This is a genomic window from Xanthomonas sp. 3793, from assembly GCF_024806835.1.
In the GTDB taxonomy this organism is placed as follows: Bacteria; Pseudomonadota; Gammaproteobacteria; order Xanthomonadales; family Xanthomonadaceae; genus Xanthomonas; species Xanthomonas arboricola_F.
On the sequence record NZ_JANTYU010000004.1, the window covers coordinates 105,084 to 122,964 of the forward strand.

General features: G+C 64.5%; 10 protein-coding genes, 1 other RNA gene and 1 pseudogene. 7 read left to right on the forward strand and 5 right to left on the reverse strand.

Going from position 1 to position 17,881, the window contains the following annotated elements; all coding sequences use genetic code 11:
• Window positions 1-99: 99 nt before the first annotated feature.
• From FHY18_RS14015 to FHY18_RS14035, 5 genes are all read left to right on the forward strand, one after another.
• Window positions 100-2,058, forward strand: coding sequence for an acetyl-CoA hydrolase/transferase C-terminal domain-containing protein (locus FHY18_RS14015; RefSeq protein WP_259156101.1), 1,959 nt, complete (start codon window positions 100-102; stop codon window positions 2,056-2,058).
• A gap of 135 nt (window positions 2,059-2,193) precedes the next feature.
• Window positions 2,194-3,369: a phosphatidylinositol-specific phospholipase C1-like protein gene (locus FHY18_RS14020; RefSeq protein ID WP_259156102.1), complete on the forward strand. Its 1,176-nt coding sequence runs from the start codon at window positions 2,194-2,196 to the stop codon at window positions 3,367-3,369.
• Between the two features lie 131 nt (window positions 3,370-3,500).
• On the forward strand, window positions 3,501-6,215 hold the full coding sequence (locus tag FHY18_RS14025) for a TonB-dependent receptor (protein ID WP_259156103.1): 2,715 nt from the start codon (window positions 3,501-3,503) through the stop codon (window positions 6,213-6,215).
• A 372-nt stretch (window positions 6,216-6,587) separates the two neighbouring features.
• On the forward strand, window positions 6,588-7,517 hold the full coding sequence (locus FHY18_RS14030; protein WP_259156952.1) for a murein L,D-transpeptidase: 930 nt from the start codon (window positions 6,588-6,590) through the stop codon (window positions 7,515-7,517).
• 2 nt (window positions 7,518-7,519) lie between these two features.
• Window positions 7,520-8,221: a M23 family metallopeptidase gene (locus FHY18_RS14035; protein WP_259156104.1), complete on the forward strand. Its 702-nt coding sequence runs from the start codon at window positions 7,520-7,522 to the stop codon at window positions 8,219-8,221.
• A gap of 4 nt (window positions 8,222-8,225) precedes the next feature.
• Here FHY18_RS14035 and FHY18_RS14040 read toward each other — a convergent pair.
• A non-coding RNA gene (locus FHY18_RS14040) (sX9 sRNA) lies at window positions 8,226-8,300 on the reverse strand.
• Between the two features lie 185 nt (window positions 8,301-8,485).
• Window positions 8,486-9,250, reverse strand: coding sequence for an SDR family oxidoreductase (locus FHY18_RS14045; protein ID WP_259156105.1), 765 nt, complete (start codon window positions 9,248-9,250; stop codon window positions 8,486-8,488).
• A 34-nt stretch (window positions 9,251-9,284) separates the two neighbouring features.
• Here FHY18_RS14045 and FHY18_RS14050 point away from each other — a divergent pair, with 34 nt between their 5' ends.
• Window positions 9,285-10,262 carry a LysR family transcriptional regulator gene (locus FHY18_RS14050; protein WP_259156953.1) on the forward strand — a complete coding sequence of 326 codons (978 nt, stop codon included), beginning with the start codon at window positions 9,285-9,287 and terminating at the stop codon, window positions 10,260-10,262.
• A gap of 244 nt (window positions 10,263-10,506) precedes the next feature.
• Here the strand turns inward: FHY18_RS14050 and fhuE are convergent, their stop codons facing one another.
• A complete protein-coding gene (gene fhuE / locus FHY18_RS14055; RefSeq protein WP_259156106.1) occupies window positions 10,507-12,690 on the reverse strand; it encodes a ferric-rhodotorulic acid/ferric-coprogen receptor FhuE in 2,184 nt (727 codons plus the stop codon).
• 489 nt (window positions 12,691-13,179) lie between these two features.
• On the opposite strand from fhuE, the pseudogene FHY18_RS14060 reads away from it, so the two are divergent.
• Window positions 13,180-13,917: pseudogene (locus tag FHY18_RS14060) on the forward strand (alpha/beta hydrolase); the annotation flags it as partial.
• Between the two features lie 247 nt (window positions 13,918-14,164).
• Here FHY18_RS14060 and tkt read toward each other — a convergent pair.
• Window positions 14,165-16,165 carry a transketolase gene (tkt, locus tag FHY18_RS14065; RefSeq protein ID WP_259156107.1) on the reverse strand — a complete coding sequence of 667 codons (2,001 nt, stop codon included), beginning with the start codon at window positions 16,163-16,165 and terminating at the stop codon, window positions 14,165-14,167.
• Window positions 16,166-16,406: 241 nt separating this feature from the next.
• Complete coding sequence (locus tag FHY18_RS14070) at window positions 16,407-17,687, reverse strand: dicarboxylate/amino acid:cation symporter (protein ID WP_259156108.1); 1,281 nt, start codon at window positions 17,685-17,687, stop codon at window positions 16,407-16,409.
• Window positions 17,688-17,881: the final 194 nt, after the last annotated feature.

Consider the following 17,881-nt stretch of genomic DNA (forward strand, 5'->3'; position numbering starts at 1 on the left):
AGTTGTAATTTCTGCAGAAGCGATTCGTTGCGCACTGTCGGGAGTGGCCCGACCGCTGTCGGTGTCGCCACCACAGCGCTTTGGGCTACGCTCTCGCGCATGCCTACATACGTCACTGATCTGGACACTGCGGTCGCGCACATCCTGCAATGCATCGCCGGCCCGTTGCGGGTGGGTGCACCGCTGGGCATCGGCAAGCCGCACCGGCTGTTGAATGCGTTGTATGCGCAGATCGAGAGCACGCCCGCACGATCGCTTGCGCTGTACACCGCGCTGTCGCTCAGTCCGCCCAAACCGGGCAAGGGGTTTGAGGCGCGCTTTGCGGCTGCGTTCATCGCGCGTCACTTCGGCGAGGACTTTCCGCGCCTTGCGTATGTCGATGCCATGCTGCGCGACGCCTTGCCGGCGCACGTGCAGGTGGAAGAGTTCTACATGCAGTCCGGTGGCCTGCTGCGCTCCACCCAGGCGCAGGCCGACTACACCAGCTTGAACTACACGCATGCCGCGGCCGCAGTGGCGCAGCGCGCGCCGAATCTGATCGTGCAGAAGGTCGCGCGCGAACCCGATGGCACGCGGCTGTCGCTGTCGTGCAACAACGACATCACCCAGGACACGCTGGACGCCGTGCAGGCGCTGGGCCTGCCGCGACCGCTGCTGGTGGCCGAAGTGGACCCGCAGCTGCCGTGGATGGGCGGCACCGCCGCGGTGGATGCGACCTTCTTCGATCTGATCATTGACCTGCCCGGCCCATCGCCGCGTCTGTTCGGCCTGCCGCGGCAACCGGTGACGACCGTCGATTACGCCATCGGCCTGTATGCAAGCACGCTGGTACGCGATGGCGGCACCCTGCAGATCGGCATCGGCACGCTGGCCGACGCGCTGAGTCATGCCCTGGTGCTGCGGCACACCGACAACGCGACCTATCGCCGCGCGCTGCAGGCGCTGGACCCAACCCTGGACCAGCACCCCAGCGTGCTTGCCAGCGGCGGCCTGGAGCCGTTTGCGATCGGCCTGTACGGCTGCAGCGAAATGCTCAACGAAGGCTTCAAGCAACTGGTGGACAGCGGCGTGATCCGTCGCAAGGTGCACGACGATCTGCCGCTGATGCAGCGCATTGCCGATGGCAGCGCCGATACCGACGATCGTGCACGTCTGGCAAGCGAAGGCGAGTTCCTGCATGGCGCGTTCTATCTCGGCTCGCCGGACTTCTATCAATGGCTGCGCGATCTGGATGCCGATACCCGCAATGCCATCGGCATGCGCCGCATCAGCGAGATCAACCAGCTGTACGGCGGCAATGAAGCCCTCGAGCGCCTGCAGCGCCGCGACGCGCGCTTCTTCAACTCCTGCATGATGGCGACCGCGCTCGGTGCAGCGGTGTCCGATGGTCTGGAAGACGGACGCGTGGTCTCCGGCGTCGGCGGGCAATACAACTTTGTCGCGATGGCGCATGCCCTGCCGCAGGCACGCAGTACCTTGATGCTGCGCGCCACCCGCGATGCCGGCGCAGAGGCAGCCAGCAATGTGCGCTGGAACTACGGCCACACCACGATTCCCCGCCATCTGCGCGACATCTACATCACCGAATACGGCATCGCCGATCTGCGCCACAAGACCGACCAGGAGTGCGTGCTGGAAATGGCCGGCATCTGCGATACACGCTTCCAGGACGCGCTGCTTGCGCAGGCTGCCCAGTCACGCAAGCTGCGCACGGCGCCCGTGTTGCCCGCCCGCGCACAACGCAACACGCCCGACGCGCTTGAACGGGCATTGGCGCCATTCCGGCGCGATGGCAGCCTGCCCGATTATCCGCTTGGCAGCGATTTCACTGCGGTCGAACAACGTTTGCTACGTGCACTGACCTGGCTCAAGCGTGCCACCGCCAGCAGGGGCGCAATGCTGGCGACGCTGGCGCGTGCAACGACATCGCGCGCTACCGACACGACCGACGCAGCGGCCTGTCTGCAGCGCATGGCACTGGACACACCGCGCACGATTGGCGAGCGTCTCCAGGCGCGATTGCTGGCCTATGCACTGCGCCAGACAACACCACAATGAACTTATCCATATGGCGATCAACCAGATTCGCTTGCGCGTATCGAAGCGACTGACGCATGACGGCAATACTGCGGAAAGATGTGCGTCAAGTTGCACCCGGATGATGACGACCACCTCGTTTCCTGGCGTCGCCGCATGGGTTTTGCTCCGGTTTTTCCCGCACTTCATTCATCCAGTGACTGCCAAGCGAAGCAGCCACGCACAAAGCGAAGCAAACTGCCGAAAGCTGCGCTGTTTGCCGCCTTGATCACCAGCAATCTTGCGCTAGCTGCTGCGCCGCGCCTCACCGACCTGCAATACCTCGGCAGCCACAACAGCTACCACGCCGGATTTGCACCCAGCGAAGCCACGCTGCTGAAACAGCTCAATCCCGCGTTGTTCGCGGCACTGGATTACCGCCATCCGCCGCTGGCGCAACAACTGGACGATGGCGTCAGGCAACTGGAACTGGACGTGTTCGCCGATGCCCAGGGTGGCCGCTATGCACATCCGGGGATCGCCGCGCAGATCGCCAAGGCCGGGCTGCCGCCAGCACCGGCCAGCGCACCCGCCGGTGTGATGGACACGCCCGGCTTCAAGGTCATGCACGTGCAGGACGTGGACCAGCGCAGCAATTGCCAGCCGCTGATCGCCTGCCTGCAGCAGGTGCGCAGCTGGTCCAGGCAACACCCCGGGCACGTGCCGATCTTCATCCTGCTGGAAACCAAGCAGGCGCCTGTCGAGCTGGGCTTTCCCAGCGTGCAGCCCGAGCCGTTCGATGCAGGCACCATGGATGCATTGGATGCCGAACTGCGCTCGGTCTTTCGACCTGGCGAATACGTCAGCCCCGACCAGGTGCGTGGCAACGCGGGTACGCTCAACGCCGCAGTGCTTGCGCATGGCTGGCCGTCGCTGGCCGACTCGCGTGGCAAGGTCGTGTTCTTGCTCGACCAACGCACGGCCGGTGCGAGCTATTTGCCGGGACATCCGTCGCTGCGTGGCCGGGTCTGTTTCACCAACGCCGTGCCCGGGCAGGAAGATGCCGCGTTCACCGAACTCAACGATGGCCCCGCCGACACGATCACGCGGCTGGTGAAAGCCGGCTACCTGGTGCGCACGCGAGCCGACGCAGACCTGAAGGAAGCGCTGCAGCACGACACCACCCGCCGCGACAGCATGCTGGCCAGCGGTGCGCAGTTGCTCAGCACCGACTTTCCCGCACACGAGTCGGCCAGCACCGGCTACGTGGTGCGCCTGGAGGGCGATGCGGTTGCACGCTGCAATCCGCAACGGCCCTCAACGCACTGCAAGGGCGTCGATCTGAGTCACTGATCGGCGTCACTTGCATTGGCGTACACCGCATAAACCCGCACACAGACCCGCCGCAATGGAAGGCATCGGCGCTGCACGCTTAGCGCCCGCGTCATGGCCAGACGCTCCCTTTCACCTAGCGAGTCCCCCGCATGCACACTCCCCGTACCCTCCATCGTCTGAGCTGCGCTATCGCACTGGTGCTGTCTGCGCCCGTCCTGGCAGAGACGCCGGAACTTGCCACCACCACCCTGGATTCGGTCAACGTGCAGGCCAAGCATGCCGCCACGCCCGGCTCGATCAACGAGCAACGCCTGTCCAGCAGCGTCAACAGCGTGATGAGCAAGCAACAGATCGACGCCATCCCCTCCGGCGGCATTGCCGATGTGGTGGCGCACATGCCGGGCTTGTCGTCGTACAGCGACATGCATCTGGGCCAGGCCACCACCGGCGAGAACGCCTACGTCAGCATCCGCGGCATGGACGCCAGCTACAACGCGTACACGCTCAACGGCTTCGGCATGCCGGAAACCGATTCGTCGACGCGCGCGATCTCCTTGAACATGCTGGCGCCGTTCGGCATCCAGTCGGTGCAGGTGTCCAAGTCGCCCACACCCGACATGCCCGGTGACGCCATCGGCGGTGCGATCGATATGCGCACGCCCAACGCGTTCGATTTCGACCAGGAGTTTTATGCCAAGAGCACCGCGCAAGGCCAGCTCAACAAGCTGGCCTCGCATCTGGGCGGCAAGGACACCGGCGCCACGTTCCAGCAGGAGATCGCCTGGAAATTCGGCAGCGACCATGCCTTTGGCGTTTACGCATCGGCCTATTACGGCAAGAACAACAACATGGCGCAGGCACCGGCGCCCAACAGCAAATACGTGCCTGCCGACCCCGCACTGGCCAACGCAACCGATCTACGCGCTGCCGGCCCGCTGATCAGCACACGCTACAAATACAGCCTGTACACCAGCCAGATCGAACGCTATGGCGGCAACCTCTCGCTCGATTGGCAAGGCGACAACAGTGCGCTCTATGCACGCGCCATCTACGGCAGCTACGGCGTCACCGGGCAGCAGGATCAATCCAGCGCACGCCTGGAAACCTATCGCAACCAACCCACGGCGGTGCGTGGCGGCTACTTCAATACCCACGACATCGACGAGAAGCTGGCGACTTTGCAGCTTGGCGGCCAGACCACGCTGGACCGTCTGCGCTTGGACTACGGGACCTCGGTCGGGCGCGGCACGCGCAGCCGGCCGGATTATGTTTCGGCCAGTCTGTATGGCTATACCCCGGGCAGCTTCGCCTTCGACCTCAGCGACCCGACCTACCCCAGCATCGGTCCCAGCTCGGCGGCGTTGAAGGAGTTCTTCTACAACCTGGATTCGTCGCTGCTGTGGAAAGTGCAAGGCCACGATGCCGGCAGTCACGACAACCGCCTCAACGCGCATACCGACATCACCTACCAGGTCGATGGCGACGTGCTGGACAGCGTCAAGGTCGGCCTGTCTGCCGATCACTCCGACCGCGGTGCGTACGACCACCCGTTCTTCCACAAGGACGGCAACTTCGTGACCAGCGGGCCCTATTTTGGTGGCCCCAATTACGCCTTCCCCACCGCTGGCGGCCCCCCGCTGAGCGCCATCCCCGGCCGCCTGACCTACAACGCCTTCGATGGGCACTACGCAGGTCCGTTCAAACTGCTGGACCGCAACTGGATGCGCGCGCAGGCCCTGCCCTACAAGTACGTCGACGACCCCAACGGCGCAGGCGTCTACACCGCCAATGACTACAACGCCAACACCACGTCCAGCACCGAGGCGATCTATTCGGGCTACGCGATGGCCGCGCTGCATATCGGCCAGGTCAGCATCCTGCCCGGCGTGCGCTACGAGTTGACCCGCTACTCGGCCGATTCCTGGCAATCCAGCGGCGACGGCACCAGCGGCGGCTTCGTCGGCACCGGCAGCACCTATGGGCAAGTCCTGCCCGGTATCAGCATCAACTATCGACCCGACGATCTCACTGTCTACCGCGCCGCGCTGCGCCGCAGTTTCAGCCGCCCGGCCTTCGGCCTGATTTCCGGCGAGACGGTGTACACCATCGACGACACCCAGCGCGTGGTCGGCATTTCCAGACCCAACCCCGATCTGCAGCCGAGCAAGGCCGACAACGCAGACCTGTCGGCCGAGTTCTACGACCACAACGGCGGCGTGCTCAGCGCGTCGACCTACTACAAGCGGATCACCGGCTTCATCTACACCTCGCAATCGGCCACCAGCAACGACAACACACTCGGCGGATTGGTACCCACCGGCACCACCTTCGAAAACGGCGTGCCGGTGACCATGCCGCAGAACGGCGGTACTGCCACGCTGTACGGGCTGGAGCTGGCCGGCAGCAAGCGCCTGCAGGACCTGCCGGGCATCTGGAGCAAGCTTGGCGTCACCGCCAACCTCACCTTGCAGCGCAGCGAAGCGGACAGCAAACGGGCCGACCAGCCGGAAAAAACCTGGTTGCCGCGTGCGCCGGAGCGTATCTACAACCTGGATCTGTTCTACGACGATGCGCACCTGCGCGCCGACCTGAGCTACAACTACACCGGCCTGCAATTGCTGGGGCTGACCACCGACCGGCTCAATTACTATCTGCAGCCGGTCAAGTCGCTGGACTTCAACGCCACCTATCACCTGCCGTACCACGTCGACGTGGGCGTATCGGCCAAGAACCTGCTCAACGCCGCCACGTTCTACGAAACCCAGGGCAAGTCCGATCGCTACATGGCTTACGACCCCGGCGCCGATGGCGCTTACGTGCAGACCGGGCGGGTGTACCTGCTGACAGTGGGCTATACCTACTGACCATCGGGCCAGTGCGGTAGGCGACCAGGCGGGTGCTCTTGCACGTGGGCGCACAGGTCATCGGTCGATTGTCTGCGCATGACGCAGGCGGTCGGCCTCCGATCAATGCTGCGAGGTCTCGCAAGCCACCCTTCATGCCCCCGCGTGCAACGCGGTGGCGTCGTGAGGACGGCCGCGCAACCTGGAACCGCACCGCCCTCATCGAGCAAGGACCGCAGCGCCATCGCGCCTCAGTCAGTCCGGGTGCAGCCATTTCACGCAGCAAACGCAGGCCGCTGCGGCACTGTGCGCGCTTGCCTCTTTGCGGACCTGCACATGCCCCCTCGCTCTTACGCTCGCGTCTGTTTGCTCGCCCTGTCGTTGAGCGCTTCGTTGTCTGCGCTGGCACAAGCACCGCAAGCTGCGCCTGCTGCCGCCCCTGCGCCGACGGCGACGCCTGCCGCAAAGGCCGTCGCCACCGGCCCACGCTCGGACCTGCATGCGCAGGTGCTGCTGGACCGCGCGCATTTTTCCCCAGGCCAGATCGATGGCGAACGTGGCTCGAATCAGAAGCGCGCGGTCTCCGGATTTCAGGCCGCACACGACATCAAGGTGACCGGCGAACTGGACGATGCCACCTGGCAGGCCTTGCAGGCCGACAGCACACCGGCATTGGTGCAGTACACGCTCACCGATGCCGACGTTGCCGGCCCGTTCCAGGCGATCCCCAAGGGCCCGGCCGAGCAGGCCAAGCTGCCTTCGCTCGGCTACACCTCGGTGGATGAATCCCTGGGCGAGCGCTTTCATGCCGACCCTGCGTTGCTGCGCCAGCTCAACCCCGGCATGGATCTGAGCAAGGCCGGCAACGCGATCCAGGTTCCCAACATTGACGGCGTCGCGCCTCTGGCCAAGCCTGCCAAGCTAGTCGTGGACAAATCCGACTCGACGCTGCGCCTGTTCGATGCCGACGGCAAGGTCTATGCGCAGTTCCCGGTGTCGTCGGGCAGCAAGCACGATCCGTTGCCGATCGGCCGCTGGAAGATCCTGGGCATCTCGCGCGACCCGGTGTTCAAGTACAACCCCAAACTGTTCTGGGACGCGAAAAAGGGCGATCAAAAGGCGACGTTGCCGTCTGGCCCGAACAACCCGGTTGGCCGTGTGTGGATCGACCTGTCCAAGCCGCATTACGGCTTGCACGGTACGCCGGAGCCCGGCCATGTCGGCAAGACCGAATCGCATGGGTGCGTGCGTCTGACCAATTGGGACGTGGTCAATCTGGCCAGCGTGGTCGGCCCGTCGGTCCCGGTGGTGATGCAGGAGTAAGCATGAAACTGCTGATCATTCTGGTTGCAGGCGTGGCGATCGGTGCAGGCGGGTATTGGTGGCTGGAACGCGGCGTGCCGGAGGCGACGGTCACGCAGCCGGCGAGCGCGTCGACCGTGGCTGCGCAACCCGCGAACCAGATCGTCGCCTCCGCACCTGCTGCGCAACCTGCGCCATCGATGGCAGCCGATGCTGCAGTCGCAGGGCCGAGTCCAGTTGCAGCTGCAGCAGCTGCGCCGGCAACCGATGCGCAGTCGACGGGCAACGTCCTGCTGATCCCGGTCCAGGGCATCGACCGCGGCCAACTGCAGGACACCTTTACCGATGCACGCAGCGAAGGCCGCGTGCATGATGCCATCGACATCCTGGCCCCGGCCGGCACGCCGGTGCTTGCCGTGGCAGATGGCACGGTGGAAAAACTGTTCGACAGCGACCGCGGCGGCTTGACGGTATACCAGTTCGAGCCCGGCGGCGCGTACTGCTATTACTACGCCCATCTGCAGCGCTACGCCGATGGCCTGGCCGAAAAACAATCCATCAAGCGTGGCCAGGTGATCGGCTATGTCGGCAGCACCGGCAATGCCGATCCGGCCGCACCGCATCTGCACTTCGAGATCCATCGCCTGGGTCCGGAAAAGCAGTGGTGGAAGGGTGAGGCATTGAATCCCTACCCCGTCCTGCACGGCGATCGGCCCCTTCAGTAAGAGCGGCTAACAAAGCGTGGCGGGCAGTCGTGAGGTGGTGTGGACGGCACGGAGAAACCGGGGTGTAGGCGTGGTACATGCCGCACCGAGCACCGGCCGCGCCCCCTGGCGGTGCACAGTCGGCTTGTTCGTTGCTCCAAGGCAACCCTGCAGCACGCGCCATACAGAGGCCGCGCGGTGTGAGGTACTGGTGGCATTGCAGCAACTTGCACGCGGCGATGCCGTCGAACGACATCGCCGCGCTGCCTGACAGGTGAGATCAGATCAGATCAGCATCCCGCCCGACACCTCGATACGCTGCGCATTGATCCATCCGGTGCCCGGCGCCAGCAAGGCCGCCACGACCGGCCCGATATCGTCCGGCAGTCCGGGGCGGCCCAATGCGGTAACCGAGGACACCATCGCATTGACCTGCGCGTTGTCGCGGACGCTGCCGCCATTGAAGTCGGTTTCGATGGCGCCCGGCGCCAGCGTGTTCGCGCGAATGCCGCGTGCACCCAACTCTTTTGCAAGATAGCGGGTAAACACTTCCACCCCGCCCTTCATCATCGCGTAGGCCGACGAACCCGGCAGCGCAAAACGTGCAAGGCCGCTGGACACGTTGAGGATGCGTCCGCCATCGGCGATCAGCGGCAGCAGTGCCTGGGTCAGAAAATACGGCCCCTTGAGATGGATATCGACCAGCGCATCGAACTGCGCGGGCGTGGTGTCGGCAATGGCTGCATGCAATCCGGTACCGGCGTTGTTGACCAGCGCATCGAACTGCGAGCGCCCCCACTCGGCCAGCACGTCCTTCAGCTGCGCTACGAATGCGGGGAAGGTATCGGCCAGCGCGACATCCAGCGGCAACGCATGCGCGCGACGGCCCAGCGCCTGGATCTCGGCCACCACGGCGGCGGCTTCGCCGGCCTGGCTGCGGTAGGTCAACACGATATCGTTGCCTTCGGCAGCGAGCGCAAGCGCGGCATTGCGGCCCAGGCCACGACTACCGCCGGTGATCAAGGTGATGGGTGTGGTGGTGGTCGACATCGGCACGCTCCATAAGTGGGTGTGGCCCAGCCTATTGCGCTTGCCGCACCGCATAAATCGGCTCACGCTGATTGCACCGTTCAAGATAATCGACCAATCGATGGACACCACCGAATCGTTGCGTGCCTTCCTGCGCGTTGCCGAGCTGGGCAGTTTCACCCGCGCGGCCGAGACGCTCGGCTTGCCCAAGGCCAGCGTCTCCACCGCCGTGCAACGGCTCGAGGCTTCGCTTGGCACCCAGCTCCTGCATCGCACCACACGGCGCGTGCAACTCACCGGCGACGGCGCGGCGTTCTATCAGCGCAGCCGCGACCTGCTCGACGACATGGACGAATTGCACACCATGTTTCAGCGCGAGCATGGACAGCTGCGCGGTCGCCTGCGCGTGGACATGTCCGCTGGCATCGCGCGCAATTTCGTGATCCCCGCCTTGCCCGCGTTTCTGGCACGGCACCCGCAGCTGGAAGTGGAAATCAGCGGCACCGACCGTCGCGTGGATGTGGTGCGCGAGGGATTCGACTGCGTGCTGCGCGTGGGCACGCTGGAAGACACCAGCCTGGTCGCACGCCCACTGGGCGCGTTTGGCATCGTCAGCTGCGCCAGCGCCGATTATCTTGCCCGCCGCGGCCTACCGACGCGCCTGGACGATCTGGCGCAGCACGATCTGGTGCATTACGTGCCGACGCTCGGGCAACGCTCGCCCGGCTTCGAATATCGCGACGGCCAGAGCTATCAGGTGTTGCCGATGCGCGGCCCGGTGACGGTGAACAATGGCGATGCGTATCTGGCTGCCGCGTTGGCCGGGCTGGGCATCATCCAGGCGCCTGCCAGCCCGTTGCGCCCGCATCTGGACAGCGGCGCCCTGATCGAAGTGCTGGCCGAGCTGGCACCCGAGCCGATGCCGGTCACGTTGCTCTATGCGCAACGCCGCCATCTGCCGCAGCGCGTACGCGCCTTCATGGACTGGGTGGCAGAGGTGATGGCGCCGCAGTTGCAGCCGTTGCTGCCTTGAGCCGGCGTGCCGCGTTCTGGTCGAAGGATCGAACGCGCGTCAGTATTGCAACGCGCTCACGGACTTCCTGGCAGCGGCCACGACCAGCGGTGTCGCACGCCGTGCGGCGTTGCCTGGACGCCGCCGCAAGCAGCCGCGCCATGGCATGACAGATCGACGGAAACACAAAAAACACAGGCACCCTTGCAGGTGCCTGTGTCACTTCGGCAGGATCGAACGTCAAGCCAGCTGACGTCGCCCTCGATCAGAACGCGTAGTTGAAGGTCAGCATGCCGTTGCGCGATGCGCCCCACGCGCCGTAGCCGCCATTGAATTGCGAGTAGTAGCGCTTGTCGAGCAGGTTGTCGACATTGAGCTGCACCGAGAACTGCGGCGACAGGCGGTAACGGGCGAAGGCGCTGACCAGGGCGTAGGCACTCTGCTGGAAGGTGCCGTACACCGGGTCCACGTAGTACGAGCGGTTCTGCCAGTTGACGCCGCCACCCACGGTCAGATCGTTCCACGCGCCCTGCGGGGTGTAGCTGTTGAACAGCTTGATGGTGGTGCGCGGCAGATGCGTATTGATCGAGGTGCCACTGTCATCGCGGGCGGTGTAGTGCGAGGCACCGAAAGTCGCATTCCAGCCAGCGGCCAGACGGCCGGACAGCTCGAAATCGAAGCCTTCGCTGACCACGCCATTGGCGGCCTCGAATGCAGACTCGCTGCTGCCCGGCACAAAGCCGCCGGTGGCCACGCCCAGGTTGTCCTGCTCGATGCGGAACAGCGCCAGCGAGGCATTGAGCTGGTCGTCGAACCAGGCTGCCTTGACGCCGGCCTCGTAGCCCTTGCCGCTCAGCGGGTCGAGGTAGCCGCCATTGGCATCGCGCAAGGTCTGCGGATTGAAGATTTCGGTATAGCTGACGTAGGTCGACCACACGTCGTCGATGTCGTAGACCAGACCGGCGTACGGGGTGACTTCGGTCTGGCTATCGGAGAACGGTGCAAGCCCCTGCGCCGCATCGAAGTTGCGGCCATCGATCTGCCAATCGGTATAGCGCGCGCCCACCAGCAGCGTCAGCGGCTCGGCCAGCGAGAAACGCGCGGCCACGTAGGCGGCCTTCTGCTTGATGGTGCCGTCGCTCTGCACCGTGCGCGGGCTCCAGTTGGGTTCCGGGTAGGCGCCGGTCCAACCGAAATAGCTGTCCAGCGGCGCCGGGAAATCGAAGGTGCCGTTGTTGACGTATTCGCGGCGGTTGTAGCTGGCGCCGGCCACCAGGTGATGCTCGCGGCCGAACAACTGGAACGGGCCTTCCGCGTAGACATCGGCGCCATCGGCCTTGCGCTCGGTCTGGTAGTTGCCCGAATACGGCACCACGCCGCCGCCGGTGGCACGGTCGAAACCGAAGATCGTGTAGAACGGGTAGAACAGGTGATTGGCCGCCTCGGTCTTCTCGTGGCTCACATTGGCCTTGAGCAGCCACCCGCTGTCGAAGCTCTGCTGCAGGCTGGCGAAGGTGCGCTGCAGACGCGTATCCCAGAACGTCCAGTCGGCCGCCGGATTGAACGAACGGTCGTAGTTGGTGCGGGTGCCATCGCTGTAGAACAGCGGGAAGCCGCCCCAGGTGACGTCGTCCGATTCCTTCTTCTGGTACTCGTAACCCACGCTCAGCAAGGTGCTGTCGGTGAGGTCGGCATCGATGATGGCCGAGCCGATCTTCTTGCGCAGGTTGTAGCGGTCCATGTCCGATTCGCCGTCCTGATACACACCGACCACGCGCGCGCGCACGGTGCCTTCAGGGCTTAGCGGCACGGTGACATCGGCCACGCTGCGGGTCTTGTTGAAGTCGCCACCGCCCACCGACACGGTGCCGGTGAAATCGCGGCTCACCGCATGCTTGCGCACCAGATTGATTGAGGCCGACGGGTTGCCCGAGCCGGTCAACAGACCGGTGGCACCGCGCACCACTTCCACGCGGTCGTACAGCGCCACATCCAGCGCCGAGTCGCCATAGCTCCAGGCCTGCTCCATGTACGCCGGAATGCCGTCGAACTGGTAATTGTCGATGTAGAAACCACGCGCATAGAACTCCAGCCGCTCGCTGTCGCTCTGCGCGACAGAAATGCCGGAGACGTTGTTGAGCACGTCGGTGATGCTCTGCAGGTTCTGGTCGTCCATGCGCTCGCGCGTGACCACCGTGACCGACTGCGGAATCTCGCGCAGCGACAGGTTCATGCGCGTACCGGCCGTGGTCTTTTCCACCGTATAGCCCTTGACCTGCTCGCCCTGCACGTTCAGCCGGTCCAGGGTGGTGACTTCGGCTTCGCCGGCCGGGGTTTCAGCCATGGCCTGGCCTGCCGACAACGTGCACAGCGCGGCAAACACCGCATGCGACAGCGCGCGCGGGCGCAGCCCAATGGGAAGAAGACGCATTACGGTAGGACGATTCATCACAGCTCCGGCACAGACAGTCGAGGACATCCATCACGGCAGTGCCGGACGGCGAACAAAGGGGGAGGACGCGCCACGCAACCGTGGCAGCGCACCATTTTAATGGGAATGATTCACATTTTAAATAGCCGGATCGGCATTTGTTTAGCAGTGCTTGATACAAGCGAGCGCTACCAAATAGGAAGTCGCGTCCTGCAGCCATTGCGGCCGAACTCGCATAGACGCCACACTCGGAACGGGAGCTGCTGGACAGGTGGCCGATGCAATGACGCAACGCACTACGATGGGAATCACATGAAGAAATGCTGGGTAGCTATCGCTCTACTGCTGGTGTGCGCGCCGGCAGTGAGTGCCGCGGAGACAGGAAAAACGTCGTTGCATGACGCCTGCCGGGTACCCGGCAAGGCCGTACACGAGGCAGGTCTTGTGCAGATTGGAGGCATCCAGCAATGGGTCACGGTCGAGGGCTAGGACTGCCGCAATCCAGTGGTGCTGATCGTCCATGGCGGGCCGGGCAACCCCAACACGCCGTTTGCGCAACGCTTGTTCGGCAGCTGGACGCGCGATTTCACCATCGTGCAGTGGGACCAACGCGGCTCCGGCAAGACCTATGCGGCAAGCAAGCCTGCCGACGGCGAGCCGCTGACCATGCAGCGGCTGACCCAGGACGGCAGCGAGGTCGCACGCTATGCCTCGCAGCGGCTGGGCAAACCCAAGCTCATCCTGATGGGCGGATCGTGGGGCTCGGCACTGTCCGTCACTATCGCCAAGGCGAATCCGAACCTGTTCCACGCTTATGTCGGCACGGCGCAACTGGTCAATTACCAGGACGACATGGCGTCGAGCTACGCCAAGACGCTGAGCCTGGCCCGCGCAGCCAGCGATGCGGATGCGATCGGCAAGCTGGAGAAGATCGGCCCGCCGCCATGGACAAACCCACGCAACTTCGGAGTCCTGAGACGCCTGACGCGCAAATACGAAGCCTTGAGTACCGACCCGGCGCCGGAAGACTGGTTCACCTTCGCAGCGGAGTACGACACGCCGGACTACCGCGCAGCCTATGAGGCAGGGGAAGACTATTCCTTCCTGCAGTTCGTCGGACTGGCAGGCGACGGCATGGGCCCGCAGATCGACCTGCGCGCACTCGGGCCGCAGTTCGCCATGCCGATCTATCTGATTCAGGGCGAACAGGATCTGGTCACTCCGGCGCACATCAGCAAAGCCTATTTCGATGGTCTTTCTGCACCAAGCAAGGAATTTCTCCTGCTGCCACGCACAGGACACGATCCCAATCCGCCGATGATGGACGCACAGCTGAAGGTGCTGACCAGGATCCGTGCAGCAGCGCTGGCCAACGATACGCACTGAAACACGCAAGGGGTCCGTTGAACGATGACGGACCGCGCATCGCGCACGAGATCCAACAAAAAAGCCGGCTTTCGCCGGCTTTTTCTTTCAAGCACCACGCAAGGCGTTACAGCGCCTTGGCTGCCGCAACCACGTGCTCGGCGGTGATCTTGAAGTACGCATACAACTGATCGGCCGGCGCCGAAGCACCGAAGGTGTCGATGCCGACCACATCGCCATCCAGGCCCACGTACTTGCGCCAGAAGCCGGTCACGCCCGCTTCCACCGCCACGCGCTTGCGCACGGCGTTCGGCAGCACCGACTCACGGTACGCAGCGTCCTGACGATCGAACACATCGGTCGACGGCATCGACACCACGCGCGTCTTCAAGCCGGCCGCATCCAGCGTCTTCTTGGCTTCCACCGCCAGGCCCACTTCCGAACCAGTACCGATCAGTATCACATCGGGCGTACCGCCTTCGGCATCGGCCAGCACGTAGCCACCGCGTTCGATCAGCTTGAGCTGCTCGGCGCTGCGCGGCTGGTGCTGCAGATTCTGGCGACTGAAGATCAGGCAGCTCGGACCATCCTTGCGGGTGATCGCAGCCTTCCAGCTCACTGCCGATTCCACCGCATCGCCCGGGCGCCACACATCGTTGTTGGGGATGTAGCGCAGCGAGGCCAGGTGTTCCACCGGCTGATGGGTCGGGCCGTCCTCGCCCAGGCCGATCGAGTCGTGCGTATACACGTGGATGGCGTGCGCCGGATTCAGCGCACTCATGCGCACGCCGTTGCGGGCGTAGTCGCTGAACACCAGGAAGGTGGCATCGAACGGAATGAAGCCGCCATGCAGCGCCAGGCCGTTGGCAATGGCGGTCATGCCGAACTCGCGCACCCCGTAGTAGACGTAGTTGGCATCCGGGTCGTCGGTGGCTACCGACTTGCTGGCCTTCCACAGGGTCAGGTTGGAATGCGCCAGATCGGCCGAACCGCCGATCAGTTCCGGCAACAAGGGGGCGAACGCTTCGATCGCAAGCTGCGAGGCCTTGCGCGAGGCGATGGTCTGGCCGTCTTCCTGCGCCTTGGCGATGTAGGCATCGGCCTGGGCGATGAAGTCTTCCGGCAGCTCGGCGTGCGAGCGGCGGGTCAGTTCGGCGGCTTCTGCCGAATACTGCTTGCCGTACTTGTCGAACAGCTGCTCCCACTCGGCCTGACGCAGTGTGCCGGTGCCGCCTGCGCGCCAGCCGGCGTAGATCTCTTCGGGGATTTCGAACGGGCCGTACGGCCATTCCAGCGCCTTGCGGGCGCCCTCGAGTTCTTCCTTGCCCAGCGGCGCGCCATGCGAGGATTCCTTGCCGGCCTTGGTCGGCGCACCGAAGCCGATCTTGGTGCGGCAGCAGATCAGGGTCGGCTTGTCGCTGTTTTCCAGCGCCGCTTCAATCGCCGCCTTGATCTTGTCGGCGTCATGCCCGTCGACATCGCGGATCACGTGCCAGCCATAGGCCTCGAAACGCGCCGGGGTGTTGTCGCTGAACCAGCCGGCGGTGTTGCCGTCGATGGAGATCTGGTTATTGTCCCAGAACGCCACCAGCTTGCCCAGGCCCCAGGTACCGGCCAGCGAGGCAGCCTCGTGCGAGATGCCTTCCATCAGGCAGCCGTCGCCCATGAACACCCAGGTGCGGTGGTCGACGATTTCCAGCTCAGGCCGGTTGTAGCGCTGCGCCAGCAGCTTCTCGGCCAGCGCAAAGCCCACGGCGTTGGCAAAGCCCTGCCCCAGAGGGCCGGTGGTGGTCTCGACGCCCGGGGTTTCGCTACGCTCGGGGTGGCCGGCGGTCTTGCTGTGCAGCTGACGGAACTGCTTGAGCTGCTCGATCGGCAGGTCGTAGCCGGACAGGTGCAGCAACGCGTACTGCAACATCGAGCCGTGGCCGTTGGACAGCACGAAGCGGTCGCGGTTGAACCATTGCGGGTTGTTCGGGTTGTGCCGGAAATAATCGTTCCACAGCACTTCGGCGATATCGGCCATGCCCATGGGCATGCCGGGATGGCCGGACTTGGCGGCTTCGACCGCATCTGCGGCGAGAAAACGGATGGCGTTGGCCAGCTGGCGGCGGGTGGGCTGGGTCATGGGCGTCTATGGAAGCGGAGGGGAACACCGCTGGAAGCGGAGACCGCTATTCTCCCACAGAGCGTGTTAGTGGGGCCGGGATTGGGGATTCGGGATTGGTGAAGCCGAGCCAGAGCCTCTGCAGCCTCGTCTGCTAGACAGCGGCGCAACTGGCGGCGCAAACGCCGTCGCAACACCCCAACCTGACCTGGCACCTGCCGGTCGCAGCAGCCCGCTCTGACGAATCCCCAATCCCGACTCCCTACTCTTCGCCCTTGGCCACAAGGGTCGTCAGCGCCAGATCCCCCGTCACGTTCAACGCCGTCCGGCACATATCCAGGAAGTGATTGACGCCCAGGATCATGCCGATGCCGACCGGGTTGACCCCGACCATCGCGCAGATCAGCGCCACCACCGGCAGCGAGCCGGACGGCACGCCCGCAGTGCCGATGCCGCCCAGGATGCAGACCAGCATCACCATGAACTGCTGGCCGAGGCTCAAGTCCACGTTGAAGAACTGTGCCAGGAAGATCACCGTCACCCCTTCGAACAAGGCAGTGCCGTTCTGGTTGGCGGTGGCGCCCACGGTGAGCACGAAGCGCGACACCCGCGGCGGCAGGCCCATCTCGTCGGCCACGCGCAGGGCGGTGGGCAAAGTCGCGTTACTGGAGGCGGTGGAGAACGCCATCATCGTGGCTTCCTGGGTCTGCCGGAAGAAGCCGATCGGCGAGCGCCCGGCGAACTTCACCGCCAGCCCGTAGCTGACCACCATGTGCAGGCCCAGCGCCAGCACCACCACGCCCACGTAAGCGCCCAGACGGATCAACAGATCGAAGCCGAACAGCGCGGCCAGGTTGAACATGAAGCAGGCCACCGCATACGGCGCCAGGCGGATCACCAGGCCGATCAGGGTCATCGAGATTTCGAAGATGCCTTCGATGCCGCGCCTGAGCGTGGCGACCTTTTCGTCGGCGGTCAGCACCATGCCCACGCCGAACATCACCGCAAAAAACATCAGCGACAGGATCGCACCGTTGCTGGAAGCCGCAGCGATCACGTTGCTGGGCACGATCGACAACAGCATGTCCATGCCCTGCGGCTGGGTGCCGGAGCTGGAGATGATCTCGCGGGTGCGGTCGGCGTTTTCCTGGATCAGCTGATTGGCCAGCTGCGGGTCCACTCCCGCACCGGGTTTGAGTACATTGACCAGCACCAGGCCGAGCAGCACCGCAACGCCGGACAGCACGACGGTGTAGCCCAACGTGCGCCAGCCCACGCGGCCCAGCGCGCGGATGTCGCCCATTTCGGAGATGCCCATCACCAGTGCCGAAAACAGCAGCGGCACGATCAGCATGAAGATCAGATTGAGGAAGATCTGCGAGAACGGGGTGGTGACGTACTTGGTGAGCACGCGCACCCACTCGGCATCGCTGCCGGCCAGGTAGTAGACCGCCAGACCCAGCAGCAGACCGACGGCGAAGCCAATGCCCATCTTCCAATGCAGGGGCAGGCCCGGGCGGCGTGCGGCGGGGGATGCAGTCATCTGGTCTGGCCTTATCTGGACACAAGCCCCGGAGCTTAACAAACGCCATCGATGCGGCCACCTACCCAGCCTGCCGCCGTGCGCCCGCCCGAGGGTAGGTGGCCGGCTCGGCATCAGGTGATGCAGGCGCTGGAGCGAGCGAGGACACCGTGCCAGACAGTCGGTCGGCACTCGTCTGGAAAGCTGTCTGTCGT

Bases quoted from the DNA above. Each gene is read 5' to 3' on its own strand.
- FHY18_RS14015 (WP_259156101.1), top strand. From the start codon at position 100: ATGCCTACATACGTCACTGATCTGGACACTGCGGTCGCGCACATCCTG.
- FHY18_RS14020 (WP_259156102.1), top strand. From the start codon at position 2,194: ATGGGTTTTGCTCCGGTTTTTCCCGCACTTCATTCATCCAGTGACTGC.
- FHY18_RS14025 (WP_259156103.1), top strand. From the start codon at position 3,501: ATGCACACTCCCCGTACCCTCCATCGTCTGAGCTGCGCTATCGCACTG.
- FHY18_RS14035 (WP_259156104.1), top strand. From the start codon at position 7,520: ATGAAACTGCTGATCATTCTGGTTGCAGGCGTGGCGATCGGTGCAGGC.
- FHY18_RS14045 (WP_259156105.1), bottom strand. From the start codon at position 9,250: ATGTCGACCACCACCACACCCATCACCTTGATCACCGGCGGTAGTCGT.
- fhuE (WP_259156106.1), bottom strand. From the start codon at position 12,690: ATGAATCGTCCTACCGTAATGCGTCTTCTTCCCATTGGGCTGCGCCCG.
- tkt (WP_259156107.1), bottom strand. From the start codon at position 16,165: ATGACCCAGCCCACCCGCCGCCAGCTGGCCAACGCCATCCGTTTTCTC.
- FHY18_RS14070 (WP_259156108.1), bottom strand. From the start codon at position 17,687: ATGACTGCATCCCCCGCCGCACGCCGCCCGGGCCTGCCCCTGCATTGG.